Annotated in this window: 18 protein-coding genes; 9 read left to right on the top strand and 9 right to left on the bottom strand. The window is 62.1% G+C overall.

What is annotated here, in order from left to right:
* The first annotated feature begins 81 nt into the window (after positions 1 to 81).
* Together K1X11_RS04360 and K1X11_RS04365 are read left to right on the top strand one after the other, a co-directional pair.
* Positions 82 to 1,017, top strand: coding sequence for an acetamidase/formamidase family protein (locus tag K1X11_RS04360; protein WP_221031727.1), 936 nt, complete (start codon positions 82 to 84; stop codon positions 1,015 to 1,017).
* Between the two features lie 71 nt (positions 1,018 to 1,088).
* Positions 1,089 to 1,358 (top strand): hypothetical protein, encoded by a 270-nt coding sequence (locus K1X11_RS04365; RefSeq protein WP_221031728.1) that lies wholly within the window; start codon positions 1,089 to 1,091, stop codon positions 1,356 to 1,358.
* Between the two features lie 102 nt (positions 1,359 to 1,460).
* Here the strand turns inward: K1X11_RS04365 and K1X11_RS04370 are convergent, their stop codons facing one another.
* The 5 genes from K1X11_RS04370 to serS all read right to left on the bottom strand — a co-directional run bounded on the left by K1X11_RS04370 (position 1,461) and on the right by serS (position 8,781).
* Complete coding sequence (locus K1X11_RS04370) at positions 1,461 to 2,828, bottom strand: UDP-glucose 6-dehydrogenase (RefSeq protein ID WP_221031729.1); 1,368 nt, start codon at positions 2,826 to 2,828, stop codon at positions 1,461 to 1,463.
* A gap of 48 nt (positions 2,829 to 2,876) precedes the next feature.
* Positions 2,877 to 4,172 (bottom strand): aminotransferase-like domain-containing protein, encoded by a 1,296-nt coding sequence (locus tag K1X11_RS04375; RefSeq protein ID WP_225919543.1) that lies wholly within the window; start codon positions 4,170 to 4,172, stop codon positions 2,877 to 2,879.
* A gap of 121 nt (positions 4,173 to 4,293) precedes the next feature.
* Positions 4,294 to 6,321: an ATP-dependent zinc metalloprotease FtsH gene (gene ftsH / locus K1X11_RS04380; protein WP_221031731.1), complete on the bottom strand. Its 2,028-nt coding sequence runs from the start codon at positions 6,319 to 6,321 to the stop codon at positions 4,294 to 4,296.
* 104 nt (positions 6,322 to 6,425) lie between these two features.
* Positions 6,426 to 7,460: a tRNA lysidine(34) synthetase TilS gene (tilS, locus tag K1X11_RS04385; RefSeq protein WP_221031732.1), complete on the bottom strand. Its 1,035-nt coding sequence runs from the start codon at positions 7,458 to 7,460 to the stop codon at positions 6,426 to 6,428.
* A gap of 49 nt (positions 7,461 to 7,509) precedes the next feature.
* Entirely contained in the window at positions 7,510 to 8,781 is a 1,272-nt protein-coding gene (serS, locus tag K1X11_RS04390) for a serine--tRNA ligase (RefSeq protein WP_221031733.1), read from the bottom strand.
* A 166-nt stretch (positions 8,782 to 8,947) separates the two neighbouring features.
* Here serS and K1X11_RS04395 point away from each other — a divergent pair, with 166 nt between their 5' ends.
* From K1X11_RS04395 to K1X11_RS04410, 4 genes are all read left to right on the top strand, one after another.
* The gene (locus tag K1X11_RS04395; protein WP_221031734.1) at positions 8,948 to 9,757 is read left to right on the top strand and encodes a sulfotransferase family 2 domain-containing protein; all 810 of its coding nucleotides are present in this window, start codon (positions 8,948 to 8,950) and stop codon (positions 9,755 to 9,757) included.
* A gap of 31 nt (positions 9,758 to 9,788) precedes the next feature.
* Positions 9,789 to 10,706, top strand: coding sequence for an LpxL/LpxP family acyltransferase (locus K1X11_RS04400; protein WP_221031735.1), 918 nt, complete (start codon positions 9,789 to 9,791; stop codon positions 10,704 to 10,706).
* A 106-nt stretch (positions 10,707 to 10,812) separates the two neighbouring features.
* The gene (locus tag K1X11_RS04405; RefSeq protein ID WP_221031736.1) at positions 10,813 to 11,790 is read left to right on the top strand and encodes an ABC transporter ATP-binding protein; all 978 of its coding nucleotides are present in this window, start codon (positions 10,813 to 10,815) and stop codon (positions 11,788 to 11,790) included.
* A gap of 21 nt (positions 11,791 to 11,811) precedes the next feature.
* Entirely contained in the window at positions 11,812 to 12,792 is a 981-nt protein-coding gene (locus K1X11_RS04410) for an ABC transporter ATP-binding protein (protein ID WP_221031737.1), read from the top strand.
* Positions 12,793 to 12,900: 108 nt separating this feature from the next.
* Here the strand turns inward: K1X11_RS04410 and K1X11_RS04415 are convergent, their stop codons facing one another.
* Positions 12,901 to 13,371, bottom strand: coding sequence for a tRNA (cytidine(34)-2'-O)-methyltransferase (locus tag K1X11_RS04415; protein ID WP_221031738.1), 471 nt, complete (start codon positions 13,369 to 13,371; stop codon positions 12,901 to 12,903).
* Between the two features lie 123 nt (positions 13,372 to 13,494).
* Here K1X11_RS04415 and K1X11_RS04420 point away from each other — a divergent pair, with 123 nt between their 5' ends.
* On the top strand, positions 13,495 to 13,890 hold the full coding sequence (locus tag K1X11_RS04420; protein ID WP_221031739.1) for a response regulator: 396 nt from the start codon (positions 13,495 to 13,497) through the stop codon (positions 13,888 to 13,890).
* A gap of 34 nt (positions 13,891 to 13,924) precedes the next feature.
* Here the strand turns inward: K1X11_RS04420 and K1X11_RS04425 are convergent, their stop codons facing one another.
* The 3 genes from K1X11_RS04425 to K1X11_RS04435 all read right to left on the bottom strand — a co-directional run bounded on the left by K1X11_RS04425 (position 13,925) and on the right by K1X11_RS04435 (position 15,681).
* The gene (locus tag K1X11_RS04425; protein WP_221031740.1) at positions 13,925 to 14,836 is read right to left on the bottom strand and encodes a homoserine kinase; all 912 of its coding nucleotides are present in this window, start codon (positions 14,834 to 14,836) and stop codon (positions 13,925 to 13,927) included.
* Positions 14,837 to 14,879: 43 nt separating this feature from the next.
* Positions 14,880 to 15,353 carry an SsrA-binding protein SmpB gene (gene smpB / locus K1X11_RS04430; protein ID WP_221031741.1) on the bottom strand — a complete coding sequence of 158 codons (474 nt, stop codon included), beginning with the start codon at positions 15,351 to 15,353 and terminating at the stop codon, positions 14,880 to 14,882.
* A 130-nt stretch (positions 15,354 to 15,483) separates the two neighbouring features.
* Positions 15,484 to 15,681, bottom strand: a complete 198-nt coding sequence (locus tag K1X11_RS04435) for a DNA-directed RNA polymerase subunit omega (protein WP_221031742.1) — start codon at positions 15,679 to 15,681, stop codon at positions 15,484 to 15,486.
* Positions 15,682 to 15,835: 154 nt separating this feature from the next.
* Here K1X11_RS04435 and cutA point away from each other — a divergent pair, with 154 nt between their 5' ends.
* A complete protein-coding gene (gene cutA / locus K1X11_RS04440; protein WP_221031743.1) occupies positions 15,836 to 16,156 on the top strand; it encodes a divalent-cation tolerance protein CutA in 321 nt (106 codons plus the stop codon).
* Between the two features lie 33 nt (positions 16,157 to 16,189).
* Entirely contained in the window at positions 16,190 to 16,345 is a 156-nt protein-coding gene (locus K1X11_RS04445; RefSeq protein ID WP_221031744.1) for a small basic protein, read from the top strand.
* Positions 16,346 to 16,379: the final 34 nt, after the last annotated feature.

A 16,379-nucleotide genomic window follows, 5' to 3' on the forward strand; every position in this document is an offset into this window, starting at 1 on the left:
TTTTTCAGGGAAGTGATTAGGTTTTCCATATATACCATTCAGCGCCCTTGCCCGGGACGCCCCCACTCCTAAGGTCCGAGCATGCCTTCGGTCCATTCACTCGACGCCTCCTCTCTCGTTCATCGCTGGGACAATGCGGTGCCCGCCCGTCTTACCATCGCCCCCGGCGATACCATTGAATTGGAGATGGCCGATTCCAGCGGCTTTCAGGTTCAACCCGACTGGACCAAGGAGACGTTCAAAGCGCAGTTTGATGCCCTCAAGGTGCACGCCCTGACCGGTCCTGTCGCCATCGACGGAGCCGAACCGGGCGACCAATTGGTCATTCATATCGAAGACTACGCGCATCGCGGCTGGGCTTGGACGAGTCTGATTCCCGGGCTCGGTTTGTTGCCGGAGGATTTCCCCGAACATCATCTCTTTATCTGGAAACTCGCCGACGGTCAGACGACGTCCTTCCCGGGCGTGACCTTGGACCTGCATCCGTTCGCGGGTATCATCGGCGTGCAACGCGCCGAGGCTGGCGAATTCCGCACCCGCGCGCCCGGGCCCTTTGGCGGCAATATGGATGTGCGCCACCTCTGCGCCGGCACCACGCTGCACCTGCCGGTCTTTACCAAGGGCGCCAACCTGCTGGCGGGCGACTGCCACGCCGCGCAAGGTGACGGCGAGGTCTGTATCAACGGCATGGAAGCCCCGATGGGCGGCCGCTTCCGCATCGAGTTGCTAAAGGACAAGCCCCTCTCCTCGCCCTACGCGACCCTGCGCACGCCGCTCGTGCCGCCCCGCTATCAGGAGAAGCCCTGGCACCTGTTTATCGAGTCCGATGAGAATCCCCGCACCGCCGCCAAAAACGCCGTGCGCCGCGCCATCGAATTCATCATGCAACGCACCGGCGTGACCGCTGAAATGGCCTATACTCTGTGCAGCGTCGTGCTCGATCTGAAGATTTCCCAGTTGGTGAACCAGCCCACCACCACCGTCACCGGCTACCTGCCCGAAGCCATCTTCGACTGATTCCAAACCGGAGTATTGGCAGGCGCCTCCGCGCGGCATAACATCCGAACAACCCCAACAAGGAGGATGTTATGTTCACGATCAAAATCCACCTCGACCCCGCGGAACATGCCGTGATCGGTCGTCTCGCCGACAAACTCCACGTCAGCCCCGAAGACCTCGCCTACGCCGGACTCGACCACCTCATGAACCACTGCCGCGACGAAGCAGTGCAACGTTCGGTGGTCGAAATCAAAGCCTGGCGCGGAGAAAACCTGCCCGATTGGGCCGACACCGAACGCTCCGTGCACGCCTACGAAGGTTCGGCCGACGACCAGCCCGAGCAACGCCTGCGCTTCTGAAGCGCGACCGCGTCCCACCACGCGCATATAAACGAAATCGCCGCGCCCGAGAAACCGGACGCGGCGATGGTGAATTCTGTGCGCTTAGACCGCTGAGTGCGTTCAGGCTTTGCCCACGCCAAACGCGGTGAAACCGAGTTCGCGCAGCGCGTCGAGATCGAGCAGGTTGCGCCCGTCGAACAGGAACGCCGGCTTCGGCATGCCCGCCAACACCGCGGCGAAGTCGATCGTCTTAAACTCGTCCCATTCGGTCAGCACCGCTACGGCGTGCGCGCCCTGAGCGGCTTCCTCGGCGGAATTGACCACGATCAGACGTTTGCCCGCTTCGCCTTCTTCGGCGCCAAGCACATCACGGCGAATCTGGTCTTCCGGCACCTTCGGATCGTAAACCACCACCTCAGCCATCTCGGCGAGCAGATCACGGCAGACCGAAATCGCCGCCGTTTCGCGGGTGTCGTTGGTGTCCTTCTTGAAGGCAAAGCCCCAGATCGCGATGCGTTTGCCCGCGACGGTGTTGAAGAGGGTTTTGACGATGCGCGTCGCGAAACGCGTCTTCTGCCAGTCGTTCATCTTCACCACATTCTGCCAATACTCGGCGACCTCCGGCAGACCGAAGCTTTCGCAGAGGTAGACGAGATTCAGAATGTCCTTCTGGAAACAGGAACCACCAAAGCCGACCGAGGCTTTGAGGAATTTCGGACCGATGCGGCTGTCATGACCAATCGCACGCGCGACTTCATCGACGTCGGCTTCGGTCGCTTCACACAGCGCCGAGATCGAGTTGATCGACGAAATGCGCTGGGCGAGAAAGGCGTTGGCCACGAGCTTCGACAGCTCCGAAGACCACAGGTTGGTCGTGATTATGCGCTCCCGCGGCACCCAGTGGGCATACACGCTGGAGAGGGCTTCCACCGCCGCCTGACCTTCGGGGGTCTTTTCACCGCCGATAAGCACGCGATCGGGATTGTGCAGGTCCACTACAGCCGTGCCTTCCGCGAGAAATTCCGGGTTGGAGAGCACTTGGAAGGACAGACCACGGGAATTGGCGGCGAGGATCTTCTTAATCGTTTCGGCCGTCTTCACCGGGATGGTGGACTTTTCCACGATGATTTTCCCGGAGGTCGCCACATCGGCGATGGTGCGAGCCACCGACTCGATAAAACGCAGATCCGCCGCCCGACCTGCCCCCACGCCGTAAGTCTTGGTCGGCGTATTGACCGCGACGAAGATGATATCCGCGGCGTTAATTTCATCGGCGACGGCCGTGGAGAAGAACAGGTTGCGCCCGCGGCTTTCCTTCACGACTTCGTCGAGACCCGGCTCATAAATCGGCAGAGTATCGGAATTCCACGCGTCGATCCGCGCTTGATTCATATCCACTACGGTCACGCGAACGTCAGGGGCCTTTTGGGCGATAACCGCCATGGTGGGCCCACCTACGTAACCAGCTCCGATGCAACAAATCTTCATAAGAAAGAGCGCAGCGTGGTAAGCGCCCCCTGCCCTTCCAAGTCTCTTTTAGACTTTTACGCTACAATTTGGCGACACCGCGAACTGCTGTGCCACCGCGCAAAAGCGACGTCCGGCCTCGGCCAGCTGCGCTTCCGCCAATACGCCAAAACTCAGGCGAATCGTATCGCTCGGCGCATCGTCACCAAAACACAACTCGCCCGGCACATAGAGCACGCCAGCTTCGACGCAGGCCTGACAGAAAGCGGATTCCAAACTCGTATCGATACCTTCCGGTGCCCGCAGCCACAGATACAAGCCACCAGCCGGTCGCTCCCAGGTCCAGCCGAGCTCGGGCAGGCCGCCGTCGCGCAGCGCTGTATCCAGTGCGATCATTTTCTTTTGGTAAGCCGGTCGAATCACCGCGAGTTGCTCCAACAGACCGCCGGTTTCCATCACCGCTTCCATGACGCGCTGATTAAAGTTGGCCGTGCCAAAATCATGGTGCGCCTTTACGTGCAGCATCTTTGCCCGCCACTCGATGTCGGAGCAGGTGGCGAAGCCGACTTTCAGGCCCGTGGCGAACGGCTTCGTGAGTGTCGAGGTATAGAGACGCGGAAACGCCGCCCACTCCGTCATGCTCAACACGCTGGGCGCGGGCCAGGGCTGCTCGTAATAAATATCCCGATACGCCGCATCTTCGATCACCGGCACGATCGCTTGATGCGCCTGTAACTGCCGCGCGATCGCCGCTTTCTCGTCCCGCGTGAGGCTGCGGCCCGAGGGGTTGGAGAAGTAGCTGACAAAATACACCGCCTTCACTTGCGCCAACTCACCGCGCTCGCCCATCGCACCGAGCATTTTCCCGAACGCTTCTTCGTCGACCAGGCCCGTCGTCTCATCGACCGGAATCGAACGAGACTCGATCCCGAGCCCTTTCAGCATCTCCAAAAACACAAAATAGCTCGGCCGATCCACCAACACGATGTCGCCCGGATCACACAGCACCTGCATCGCCAGATACAACGCCTGCTGGGAACCGTTGGTGATGAAGCAGCCTCGCTGCACGTCGTGGTAATCCAACTCCGGCTCGAGCGCGCAGAGGTGCTGACTCAACAGCCGCCGCAATTCCGGCCGACCATGGTTGCTGCCGTATTGCAGGTATTCGTTGCTCCTATCCTCCTGCGCCAGACGACGCACCACCGCCTCGACCTGAGCCACCGGCAGAGTGGCGTTATCGGTAAAACCGGCGGCGATCGACAGAAGCGCCGGATTCTCCAGGGCCATCGCCATCAGGCGCGCGATCGTGGGCGGCTGCGCACGATCGCCGAGAGCGGAAAACGAAGGAGAAACAGAAGAGGACATAACGGAAAAGGCCGCCGAGCGTGGCGGGCCGGACGCAAACATGCGAAACGAAAAACGACGCAGGCATCACACCTGCGTCGTCGAAGTTAAATTACAATCAGCTGCCGGGAGGGTCGGCCGATCAGGCCGGATGCGGAGCAGCGGAACCGAGACCGGTTTCCGGCTCGTCCTTATCCTTGCTCTTCTTCTCGCCATCGGAATCGGCCGAGGGCTTGGACTCCACGTCGATCGGCTTGGAGGAAATCACCGGCGACTGGATTTCACCGTGTTCGAGGATTTCCAACACGTGCTTACCCTCGATGGTTTCATACTCCATCAGGGCGTCAGCCACCGCCTCGAGCGCAGCGCGGCGTTCGGTGAGGATCTTCGTCGCCCGCTCGTATTGTTCGTCGACGATCTTGCGGATCTCGTGGTCGATCTGACGTGCGGTCTCCTGGCTGTAGTTCTCGTGACGGGTGATTTCGCGGCCGAGGAAAACGGTGTCCTGATTGTCGCCGTAAGCGATCGGACCGAGCGGGCTCATACCCCAGTCACACACCATGTGACGGGCCATGCTGGTGACCTGCTTGATGTCGCCAGAAGCGCCGCTGGAGATGTCATCGAAGCAAAGCTCCTCAGCAATACGACCGCCCAGAGCCATCGCGATCTGGTCGAGCACGCGCTTCTTGTAAGCGCTGAGCTGCTCCTTGCGCGGCACATACATGGCCATGCCGAGCGCCTGACCACGCGGGAGAATCGTGACCTTGTGAATCGGGAACCACTCGTCGAGCAACAGCGCGCCGATGAGGGCGTGACCAGCTTCATGGACCGCCGTCTTGCGCTTGTCCTCGTCGTCCATCACGCGGCGGCGTTCGCGACCGAAGAGCACCTTTTCGCGAGCGTCTTCGATGTCGATGGCCTCGACCTTCTTCTTGTTGCGACGGGCGGCCAGCAGCGCGCCCTCGTTGAGCAGATTGGCCAGCTCGGCACCGGACATGCCGGAAGTGGCGCGGGCCACGGAGCCGAGGTCGACGTCGTCGGAGAGCGCGATCTTGCGGGCATGCACGCGCAGGATCTGTTCGCGGCCGACGAGGTCGGGCAGATCGACATGAATCTGGCGGTCGAAACGGCCCGGGCGCAGCAGGGCGTTGTCGAGCACGTCGGGACGATTGGTCGCCGCAACGATGATCACGCCGTCGGTCGTGTCGAAACCGTCCATCTCCACGAGCAGTGAGTTGAGCGTCTGTTCGCGCTCGTCGTTGCCGCCGCCGAGACCGGCGCCACGTTGGCGACCGACCGCGTCGATTTCGTCGATAAAGATGATGCAGGGCGCGTTCTTGCGACCTTGTTCAAACATGTCGCGCACGCGGCTCGCGCCGACACCCACAAACATTTCGACAAAGTCGGAACCGGAAACACTGAAGAACGGCACGTCCGCTTCGCCCGCCACGGCCTTCGCCAGCAGGGTCTTACCGGTGCCAGGAGGGCCGACGAGCAGGATACCCTTCGGGATCTTGCCGCCCATGCGCTGGAACTTCTTCGGGTCGCGCAGGAAGTCGACGACTTCGGCGATCTCTTCCTTGGCTTCGTCGCAGCCGGCGACGTTCTTGAAATTCACCTTGTCGCGATCGCGGTGCAGCATCTTGGCCTTGCTCTTGCCGAAGCTGAGCGCGCCCTTGCCCGCGTTGCGCAGCTGTCGCACGAACAGGAAATAAAGCAGGCCGATGATGATCACGAACGGGATGATCTGCCCCGCCAGTTGCGACCACGTGTTGGTCGCCTCGATCTCGCGGAAAATCCCGGTCGCCTGAAGTTTCTCAAGATTGGAATCGGTGAGACGGCCCTTGGAGCGGAACTCCGCCGTGCTCTCGCCCTTGGCATTGGTGAACTGCTTTTCGTTCGTCTCGCCCGTGATGACGACCCAGTCGCGTCCGCCGGCCAATTCATTCTTAATCGTGCCCGATTTGATCACGCCCTGCTCCGCTTGCTCCATCACGTCGGCGATCTTGATGTCGGCCGCCGGAGAGACGTTGGCAGGATTGAGCTGCCACACCACGACCACCAGGCCGATTACTATGATCCAGACCAAGAACACCTTAGGCATTTGGAAACGGTCGGGAGACGGAGGACGGAGCGGCTTGCGCTTCTTATCAGGATCGTTTTCGGGCATCAAATCTAGGGACTAAACGGTAACGGTGTGGGTTCCCTCGCCATAAGTCAACGAGGCCCGCCCGCGTAGTTTTGCGAACGGGTGGCAGTGTGTGATACCCCGAATCACGCCGAGAGTTTCTGAAAATACAACTTCCCTCGCCGGATTCGCACGAAGCCGCCCCGCCCCAGACTGAAGCGCTGCGTGCGACCGGCCATCGCTTTCGCGAGCAAATCCTCAAACCCTGCCCGTGACAGATCCCCGGGATCGTCCTGCAACGCCAGCCAACGGTGTAGTGCGCGCCGCCATACAGCCACCGGTTTGCCACCCAAACGCTCCAGGCACAGCACTCCCTCGTCATCGATCGGCGCCAACTCATCCACCCAGGCGTCCAAGGCGACAGCATCCTCCTCCAAACGCGCCCGACTGAGCGCCGCTCCGGCCACCACGTCGCGCTCTCCGGCGGCCGCCGCCCACGCCGGCAACACGTCCGCCCGCATGCGGTTGCGCAGAAAGGTGTCGGCCGCATTAGACTCATCCTCTCGCCAACGCCCGCCAGCCGCCTGCAGCTCCTCGCGCAAAGCGGTCCGCGACCAGCCAAGCAAGGGGCGCAAGCGCCAACGCCCATCAGCCCCCATCTGCACCGGCCGGGGAGCCGCCAACCCCTCCGTGCCGCTGCCCCGCGCCAGCCTCATGAGCAGGGTCTCGGCAATGTCATCTTGTTGGTGCCCCGTCCAAATGACCCGCGCGCGATGTCGCCGGCACACCTCCGCCAAAAAGGTCTGCCGCGCCGCCCGCGCCTGCGCTTCGCTGGGACGAGTCGGACGCGCTTCCCACCGGGCGCTTTCAAAACGCAGCCCCAGTCCGTCGGCCAATCGCGCACAAAAGCGCGCGTCGGCGGTCGAGGCGCGCCCCCGCAGTCGATGATCGAAGTGCGCCAGCACCAACTGATCGCGTTTGCGCGGCCAGTGTGCCCCAACCGTCAATACCAACGCCACCGAATCCGCCCCGCCCGAACAAGCGAGCACCCAGCGACCACGTCCGGCGGGCTGCCCCGGCGCGACAAACGCCCGCACCGCCGCGTCCAACGAGTTGACGGGCAAGCGTTCCGCCAGCGCCGCCGCTACCTCGGGCCAGGACGGAGTGCGCGAGCCTGGCATCGGGGCGGAGGGCTGAAGGCTGGAGGTGTGCCGACGAGCGTGCGGCGACTCAGCCGAAACGCACGGTGTCGCGACCGAAATACGGCACGAGCGCCGCCGGCAGTTTCACCGAGCCGTCGGCCTGCAGGTTGTTTTCGAGCAAGGCCGCCAGCACGCGCGGCACCGCGAGACCCGAGCCGTTGAGGGTGTGCACCAGCTCCGGCTTGCCTTCGCTGCCCGCGCGGAAGCGGATCTTCGCCCGGCGCGCCTGGAATGCCTCGAAGTTCGAGCAGCTCGAAACCTCCAACCAGCGCTGCTGGCCGGCCGCCCAGACTTCGAGGTCATACTTCTTCGCCTGGGCAAAACCGAGGTCACCGCCACACATGAGCAGCACGCGATAGGGCAGCTCGAGTTTCTGCAGGAGACGCTCGGCGTCGCCGCGCAGGGCTTCGAGTTCGTTGTAGCTCTGCGTCGGGTGGACCCACTTGAGCAGCTCCACCTTGTCGAACTGATGGAGGCGGTTGAGCCCGCGCACGTCCTTGCCATGGCTGCCCGCCTCACGGCGGAAACACGGCGTGTAAGCGCAACGCTTCACCGGCAGTTCGGCCTCTTCCAGGATCTCATCGCGGAAGAAATTCGTGAGCGGCACTTCCGCCGTCGGCACCGCGTAGAGTTGGTCGTTCACCGTCTCATACATCTGGCCTTCCTTGTCAGGGAGCTGACCGGTGGCGGTGGCGCTGGCTTCGTTGACGAAGATCGGCGGGTTCACCTCGGTGTAACCGTTGTGACCGGCTTCATCCAAAAAGAAGTGCAACAGGGCCCGCACCAACTTGGCGCCGTCGCCGATGTAGAACGGGAAACCGGCGCCGGTCACCTTCGAGCCGCGCGGAAAATCGAAGACCTTCTCAAAGCCCGGGATATCCCAATGGGCTTTCGCGTCGGGCGACACCGCGTTCACGTCGCCGTGGGTGGCGTGCACCACGTTATCGTCGCCGTTCTTGCCTTCCGGCACGCTCTCGTGCGGCAGGTTCGGCAGCTCGAGCATGGCAGCCCTCCAAGCGGCTTCGGTCTCGCGCAGCTCGTCTTCCTTGGCTTTCACGCCCACCTTCAACTGCTTCATCTCGCCCACCTTGGCCATGAATTCGGGCGAGCCCTTGGCGAGTTGGGACATTTCCCCGTTCACCGCCTTTTGCTGCGCGCGCAGCGTTTCGACTTCGGCGAGCTGCTGACGCCAGCGCGTATCGAGCGCGCTGACCGCGTCGAGATCGACGTTGAGGTGCTTCTTGGCAATCGCCGCGCGGACGAGATCGGGCGATTCACGGAGGAGTTTGGGATCGAGCATGGCGAAACGGAAAAGTTTGCCAGCAAAGAGCACCACCCCGCCGCATGCCAACCTCGAAAGCAGGGTTCCCCCAGGTAGGGACGGACCGCCGGGCCGTCCGCCGCGGTATCCCCGCTTTTGCCTTCCCCCGCACGGCCTCCCTTCCCAACGTCAACGCCGTCGCCGCATGTCCACCACCGCTTCCGCATCACCTTCCCCCTCCACGGCTTCCCGCGCCTGGACCATTTTTCGGCAACCCCACTTCAGTCCCTACAAGTGTTACCTGCGGCGTGATCTGGGACTCGGTGTGCTGCTCAATCCCAAGGTCGGCTCCACCGCGTTCCGCAAGGTCCTGGTTGAAGGTCTCACCAACGCCGGCGCTCGCCCGCAACTCGGCCCGTGGTGGCCCGTCAGCCGCACGCGCCGCTACACCACCGCGCCGCTGCCCGACTATTTTCACGCCTTCAACCACCAGGACGCCTACGATTTCCGCTGTTTCGTGCGCAACCCCTACGCCCGCGTGCTCTCCGCTTGGAACGACAAGCTGGTGAAGGGTTTCAACTCCCCCGACTACCCGCGCTCCATGCGTAAACTCGTCCCGCAGCTGCGCCGCTTCGCCGCCGAGCGCGACCTGCCCGGCGCCGCCGACGACGCCCCCTTCCCTTTTCCGTCCTTCCTCAGCTACATCGAATCCCAGGCCGAGGGCACCCGTAACCAACATTGGGATACACAACGTTCGGTCCTGCTGGCCGACCATGTGCGTTACCGCCACACCTTTCACATGGAGACCGAGTTTGTGAGCGGCATGGCCGACACCCTCGCTCTCGTCGGCATCCCGGCCGATTGGACCGCCCAAAAACTCGCCCGCCCCACCAACGCTTCCGGCAAAATCAAAGAGCCGGTCTACACCGACGAACTCGCCGAACGCGTCTATCAACTCTACGCGGTCGACTTCGAACGCTTCGGTTACGACCGCGATTCCTGGCAGGGCATGTAAGCCCTCCACTCTGCCCTCGTCCCCGCCGCCCATGAGTCCGCGCAAACGCGACACCGCTCCGCTCTACCACCCGAAGTTTTGGCCCATGTGGTTCGGCTTGGGCATCTTTTGGCTGCTCAACCTCCTCCCGTGGCCCATCAAGCGCGCCCTCGCGACCGTCCTTGGCACCTTCATTTATTACGTCATTCCGGTCCGTCGCCGCGTCACCCTGATCAACCTCCGCCTCGCGTTCCCTGACCTCAGCGAGAGTGACCGTCGACGCCTCGCCCGCGCCCACTACCGTTCGCTGGCGCTGGGTTTGTTTGAAACCTGCGCCGCCTGGTGGTCGCCGCTGAACCGTCTGCCGCCCTTTCGTATCATCGGGCGCGAGCATTTCGAAAAAGCCGCCGCCGCCGGGAAAGGCGCCCTCGTCGTCACCGCCCACCTCACCCTGCTGGAAATGGGCGCGCGCATCATCAACGAGCAGATCGAGTTCAACGCCCTCTACCGCGATCCCAACAACCGCGTCATCGCTTGGATCATGCGCCGCAACCGCGAGCGCCACCTCAAGACCGCCATCCCCTTCGAGGACCTGCGCGCCCTCCTCCGCACCCTCAAGAATGGCGGACTCGTTTGGTATGCGCCGGACCAGGGCAAAAAAACCAAGATGTCCGAAGTGCTCCCGTTTTTTGGTGAACCCGCCATCACCAACGTCGCCACCAGTCGCATCGCCCAGATGAGCGGCTGCCGCGTCGTGCCTTACTTCGCCCGCCGCCTGCCCGACGGCTCCTACGAACTCGAGGCCTTCCCGGCGTGGGAAAACTTCCCCTCCGGCGATCACAGCGCCGATGCGATGCGCGTAAACCACTTCATCGAGGAGCAGGTCAAACGCGCGCCGGAGCAGTATTTTTGGGTGCACAAACGCTACAAACGCCGCGGCGAAGGTTACCCCGACGTTTATCGCGATTGACCTGCGACTGCATGGCATCGCCCTTGCAGCACCGAAGGCACTTGCGCCGCCGCCCAATTTCCCGGTAGCTCCTGCCACACACACACAACTTGAGCCCTCGGATTTAATGCCGCTCCTCTCAGTCAACGACCTCCGCACCTACTTTCACACCCGTAACGGAATTTACCGCGCTGTTGATGGCGTCAGCTTCAGCCTCGATCGCGGTGAGACCCTTGGCATCGTCGGCGAGTCCGGCTCCGGCAAATCGGTCACCTGTTACTCCCTCATGGGCCTCCTCCCCATGCCTCCGGGGCGCATCGAAAGCGGCACCGCCATGTTTGATGGCGTCGACCTGCTCAACTGCACCCGCGCCCAGGCCCGCTCCATTCGCGGCAAGCGCGTGAGCATGATCTTCCAGGACCCGATGACCTCGCTGAATCCCTACCTGCGGGTCAGCGAACAGCTCATCGAGCCGCTGATGATTCACGAAAAAATCTCCAAAGCCGAAGCGTTGAAACGCGCTCTGGAGATGCTCGACGCCGTCGGCATCAACGACGCCTCCAGCCGTATCCACTATTACCCGCACGAGTTCTCCGGCGGTATGCGCCAGCGCGTGATGATTGCCATGGCGCTCATCACCAAACCCGAGCTCCTCATCGCCGACGAGCCCACCACCGCGCTCGACGTGACCGTGCAGGCCCAGATCCTCGAGCTCATCCAAAAGATGCAGCAGGAGATCGGCATGGCGGTCATCTTCATCACCCACGACCTCGGCGTCGTCTCCGGTCTCTGCGACCGCGTGCAGGTGATGTATGCTGGCAAGATCGTCGAGACCTCCGACACGCGCACCCTTTTCTACGAGCCGAAGCACCCCTACACCCGCGCGCTGCAACGTTCCATCCCGTCCATGCAGCCCAAGGGCTCCGAGCTCTACACCATCAAGGGGCTGCCACCGGACCTTTCGAAGCCGCTCGCCGGCTGCAGTTTCGCCCCGCGCTGTGAGTTCGCCACCGACGTCTGCCGCGAAGGCGACGCCCCCGCCCTCGCCGCCACCAGCGACCACCACCAACACGCCTGCCGCCGCGTCCAACTCGGCGAACTTTGATCCTTTTCCAAGGCCCGGACCATGCCTGAGACCATTCTTGAACTAAAGAACCTCCAGACCCACTTCCCGATCAAGAAGGGGGCGTTTATTAAAAAGACCGTCGGCACCGTGAAAGCCGTCGATGGTGTCGACCTCAAGGTGCAGCAGGGCGAAGTCCTCGGCCTCGTCGGCGAGTCCGGTTGCGGCAAGTCCACCCTCGCCCGCACCGTCATGCAGCTCGTTCCCACCACCGGTGGCACCGTGGTGCTCGAGGGCCGCAACCTCACCTCCAGTTCCGACTCCGACGTGCTCTCCATCCGCCGCGATCTGCAGATGGTGTTTCAGGATCCCTACGCGTCGCTCAACCCCCGCTCGACCGTCTTCGCCACCCTCGCCGAACCTCTGCTCGTCCACAAGGTCTGCAAGTCCTCCGAAGTCACCGCGCGCGTGACCGAGCTCATGAAAACCGTCGGCCTCGCGCCGCGCTTCATGCAGAAATACCCGCACGAGTTTTCCGGCGGTCAGCGTCAACGTATCGCCATTGCCCGCGCTCTCGCGCTGCGGCCCAAGGTGGTCATCGCCGACGAACCCGTCTCGGCCCTCGACGTCTCCATCCAGGCTCAGATCCTGAACCTGCTGGCCGACCTCGTGCGCAAGATGGGCCTGAGCCTTATCTTCATCGCTCACGACCTGTCGGTGGTGAAACACATCTCCGATCGCGTCGCGGTCATGTATCTCGGCAAGATCGTCGAAATCGGCAAAGCCGAGGACATCATCGAAAAACCCGCGCATCCCTACACCCGCGCGCTGGTAAGTGCGATTCCCACGCCGAACCCGGACGAAGAGCGCAACCGCAAGCGTATCGTGCTCCCGGGCGATCCGCCCTCTCCGATCAACCCGCCTTCCGGCTGCACCTTCCACCCGCGCTGCCCCCACGCCAAGGACGTCTGCAAGACCGAGCGCCCGCTCCTCGAGGTGTTTAAGGACCGCGAAGTTTCCTGCCACCTGAAGGCGGAAATCTGAATCGCGCTTTGCGCGGTAAATCCTAACCGAACAAATCCTAAATCCTAAAAGCTGAGAGGCGTGTAGTCGCCCTCTGGATTTAGGATTTAGCCCCTAGGATTTAGGATTTCAGCTTTGGCCACGTGGCCAAAGTTGCCGCACTGCTTCGTAGGTCGCCACTCCCGCGGCCGTGCTGAGGTTCAGCGAGCGCAGTGAGTCGTTGCGATGCGGGATCGTGAGGCGTTGCTCCTCGCCGATTTCGTCATGCAGCCAGTCCGGCGCGCCGTGACCTTCGTTGCCAAACACCAGACCGTCCCCATCGGCATACGTCACATCCCAATAGGACTGCTTCGTTTTGGTCGTAAATAACCACAAACGCTGTGGGGCAAACTCACTCGCCCGGAACGCCGCCCAATCGTCGTGATGATGAACATCGAGTTCATACCAGTAATCCATGCCCGCCCGTTTCAGGTGCCGATCAGTGATTTCAAATCCCAGCGGATGCACCAAATGCAGCCGACTCCGCGTCAGCGCGCACATACGACCAATATTACCCGTATTCTGGGGAATCTCCGGTTGAAATAACACCACGTGTAGCATCTTGGCGCGGACCCTACGTCCAAACTTCCCGGATACAACCGCAACCCGCCGAGGCGTTTCACCACCTCATGCTTTACTGCCACAAAATTACATCCAAACTCAACCGATCCTGCTTCCCCCGCTTTGACCGACTTTAATACACCGCACGCAATCATTGTTGATGACGAGCAATCCTACTTGGATCTGCTGGCTGTCATCTTGGAAGAGCACCTCGATTGCCCCGTATCCACTTTTGTTCGAGCCAGCGACGCTCTGGCCGCCATGCGGACTCTGCCGGTCGGCATCATCGTGACCGACTACTACATGCCAGACATCGACGGCATCGAGTTCCTGCGCCGTTCGGCCAAGGCGAAACCCGGCGTGCCGGCCATCATGATCACCGGTCACGCCGATGCCATATCGCAGGAGCAACGAGACAGCTTGGAGAACCTCCGCGCCGTCCTCGCCAAACCCTTCCGCGCCCAGGTGCTCGCGGATTCCATTCGCCAATTCTGGCCCGCCGCTGGCGGTCAGGCCTGAGTTTTTGGAGCGGCTGTCGTGCCCGCCGGGGCGCTTACTCGACGACCAACCCGTGGTTGTCGGCGCTCAGCACGTTGATCGCACTGTCGATGCCTTTGGCGGCAAAGGCGCTTCGCATCGCGTCGCCCACGGCCGCGGCGGTATCCACCAACCCCACACACAGCACGCTGGAGCCACTGCCGCTCAACCAGCCGCAGAGGGCGCCTGCCTTCACCCCGGCCGCGATGGCTTCAGCCGCGCCCACGATGCCGGGCAGTCGGTAGGGCTCATGCAAGAAGTCGCCCACCGCCCCGCGCAGTGATTCGTAGTTTTTGGTCGCCAGTGCCGCCGTCAGATAGGCTGCACTGTTTACGCTGCGCACCGCATCGAGATGACTGATTTCCTGCGGCAAGACCCCGCGGGAGGCCTTGGTGGCCACTTCAGTCACCGGCGATACGACCACAAAGCGCAGCGTATCCTCCAATTCGATACGCACCAGCCCTTGGTAGTCGGCCGGAGTCGGCGCGCAACGCGCCACACAGAATCCGCCCAGCACGCCGGCGGTGGCGTTGTCGGGGTGCCCCTCCAGGCGCGTAATCAATGCCGCCAGTTCCTCCCGAGTCAGCGCCTCGCCCGCCCAATGATTCACGCCGCCCAAAATGCCGGCGATCACGGTGACGCTGGACCCCAGCCCCCGGGCCGGCGGCACGTCACCTTCGATTCGGAAACGGAACCCCGGCAACTCCGCCGCCGCCGCCACGCGTTCGCGCCACGCCGCCAGCGCCTCGTTCACCAAACCGTTGGCGCGCTCGTCCGACGCCCGTTCGCCTTTCGCCGTGCCCGCCGGCAGCGAGACGTCCGGCGTAAGCGTCACCCGGTTATAGATCTGCAACGCCAGACCCAAGGTATCAAAACCGGCACCGCAGTTGGAGGTGCTGCCAGGAACGCGAACGGTGACAGGAGACATGAAGGGAACGGCGAAGGAAGGAAGCGAAGAAGGAGGACTCGGCTCAGCGTCGGGCCTTGATCGCACGATCGAGTTCCCGCTGGACGATCTTGTTTTTGAGGTCGTCGCGTTTGTCGTAAAGCTTCTTACCGGTGCAGATTCCCACCTCCACCTTCACGAGCGCTTCCTTAAAATACATGCGCAGCGGAATCAGCGAACGCCCGCCTTGGTTCAGGGCCTGATCGATCTTCCGCAACTCCGGTTTGCGCAGCAGCAACTTCCGCGTGCGCTTCGGCTCATGGTTCGAGTAGGTGCCAAACCGATACTCATCGATGTGCGCATTCACCAACCACAGTTCCCCCTTCTTCAGGCGGCCAAAGGCGTCGTTGATCTGCGCCCGGCCATCCCGAATCGCCTTCACCTCCGTGCCCTTCAACGCGATGCCCGCTTCGAAGCGGTCTTCCACCAAGTAGTCCCGCCCCGCTTTCGCGTTGCGCACTTCGGTGAAGCGTTGGGCGTCTTTTTTGGAACGAGCCATGGGAATAGATTAAGTCGACGAGCGGAGACTTTCAATCGACTGCCGCTCCGCGGGCAAAAAACAGGCGGCTCCGCATTCAGCGGGCCGCCCTAAAAGAGTGAAATGGGAACCGCTCAACGGTCCCCGGCAATCATTCCGCCGTCTCGAAGACGATCTTACCTTCGATCACTTCGCGCAGCGCGACATCCTCGGGCGACAGCTTCTCGAGCGACTCGACCAACGGACGGCTCCCGCGCTTGAGTTGCTTGACGCGACGGGACACGACATTGATGAGCAGATTGGGATCGGGCACTACGGCGAGGGCCTCTTTGATATAATCGTCACGCATGAATCGGAGGAAAGTTGTATCGACAGAAACCGACGAAAGCATGGCTCCCGCTGTCCACCGTCAAGGCGAATTTCGCGCCGCCCTCCCCCCTAACCCCTGATCGCCACCTCTTTATTGGGTTCGAATCCCCGCCCAGACCCGTTATCACTTCGCCATGCTTATCGGCTGGACCACCACCTCAACCGAGACCGAAGCGACCACCTTGGCGCGCGGACTCATCGACCGGAAGCTCGCCGCCTGCGTCCAGATCGACGGCCCCATGACCTCCATCTACCGCTGGGGAGGCACCACCGAAACCAGCACCGAATACCGCCTCACCATCAAGTTTTTGGTCAACCGCCACTTGGAGGTGGAAACCTACGTGCACAACCACCATCCCTACGACACGCCGCAGTGGATTGTCGTCCGCGCCGAACATGTGGCGGAAAAATACTTGTCATGGGCGCAGGCGAACTCTAGCTCCCTTCCCCTTTAACGCATCGCAAGCACCACTTTAACCGATAACACCATGTCCCAACACAAGTCTCTCCAAGGTCCCCGTGGCCTCGTCGTGAAGCGCAACGTGCTCAAGCGTTTTGAGCGAGTCGAACTCCTCAAGAAGCGTGGCCAGTGGAAGGAAGGCGACCGCGTCGTCGGCCTCAAGAAGACCATTCCCGCCGTCTAAGCGACGATTTATCATCACTTTACTTGGCAGGTCG

Origin of the sequence: Actomonas aquatica, from assembly GCF_019679435.2 — a bacterium.
GTDB classification, from domain to species: Bacteria; Verrucomicrobiota; Verrucomicrobiia; order Opitutales; family Opitutaceae; genus Actomonas; species Actomonas aquatica.

Bases quoted from the DNA above. Each gene is read 5' to 3' on its own strand.
- ftsH (WP_221031731.1), bottom strand. From the start codon at position 6,321: ATGCCCGAAAACGATCCTGATAAGAAGCGCAAGCCGCTCCGTCCTCCG.
- K1X11_RS04415 (WP_221031738.1), bottom strand. From the start codon at position 13,371: ATGCTACACGTGGTGTTATTTCAACCGGAGATTCCCCAGAATACGGGT.
- K1X11_RS04405 (WP_221031736.1), top strand. From the start codon at position 10,813: ATGCCGCTCCTCTCAGTCAACGACCTCCGCACCTACTTTCACACCCGT.
- K1X11_RS04445 (WP_221031744.1), top strand. From the start codon at position 16,190: ATGTCCCAACACAAGTCTCTCCAAGGTCCCCGTGGCCTCGTCGTGAAG.
- K1X11_RS04365 (WP_221031728.1), top strand. From the start codon at position 1,089: ATGTTCACGATCAAAATCCACCTCGACCCCGCGGAACATGCCGTGATC.
- K1X11_RS04400 (WP_221031735.1), top strand. From the start codon at position 9,789: ATGAGTCCGCGCAAACGCGACACCGCTCCGCTCTACCACCCGAAGTTT.
- K1X11_RS04435 (WP_221031742.1), bottom strand. From the start codon at position 15,681: ATGCGTGACGATTATATCAAAGAGGCCCTCGCCGTAGTGCCCGATCCC.
- K1X11_RS04370 (WP_221031729.1), bottom strand. From the start codon at position 2,828: ATGAAGATTTGTTGCATCGGAGCTGGTTACGTAGGTGGGCCCACCATG.
- cutA (WP_221031743.1), top strand. From the start codon at position 15,836: ATGCTTATCGGCTGGACCACCACCTCAACCGAGACCGAAGCGACCACC.
- smpB (WP_221031741.1), bottom strand. From the start codon at position 15,353: ATGGCTCGTTCCAAAAAAGACGCCCAACGCTTCACCGAAGTGCGCAAC.
- K1X11_RS04375 (WP_225919543.1), bottom strand. From the start codon at position 4,172: ATGTCCTCTTCTGTTTCTCCTTCGTTTTCCGCTCTCGGCGATCGTGCG.
- K1X11_RS04395 (WP_221031734.1), top strand. From the start codon at position 8,948: ATGTCCACCACCGCTTCCGCATCACCTTCCCCCTCCACGGCTTCCCGC.
- K1X11_RS04360 (WP_221031727.1), top strand. From the start codon at position 82: ATGCCTTCGGTCCATTCACTCGACGCCTCCTCTCTCGTTCATCGCTGG.
- tilS (WP_221031732.1), bottom strand. From the start codon at position 7,460: ATGCCAGGCTCGCGCACTCCGTCCTGGCCCGAGGTAGCGGCGGCGCTG.
- serS (WP_221031733.1), bottom strand. From the start codon at position 8,781: ATGCTCGATCCCAAACTCCTCCGTGAATCGCCCGATCTCGTCCGCGCG.
- K1X11_RS04425 (WP_221031740.1), bottom strand. From the start codon at position 14,836: ATGTCTCCTGTCACCGTTCGCGTTCCTGGCAGCACCTCCAACTGCGGT.
- K1X11_RS04410 (WP_221031737.1), top strand. From the start codon at position 11,812: ATGCCTGAGACCATTCTTGAACTAAAGAACCTCCAGACCCACTTCCCG.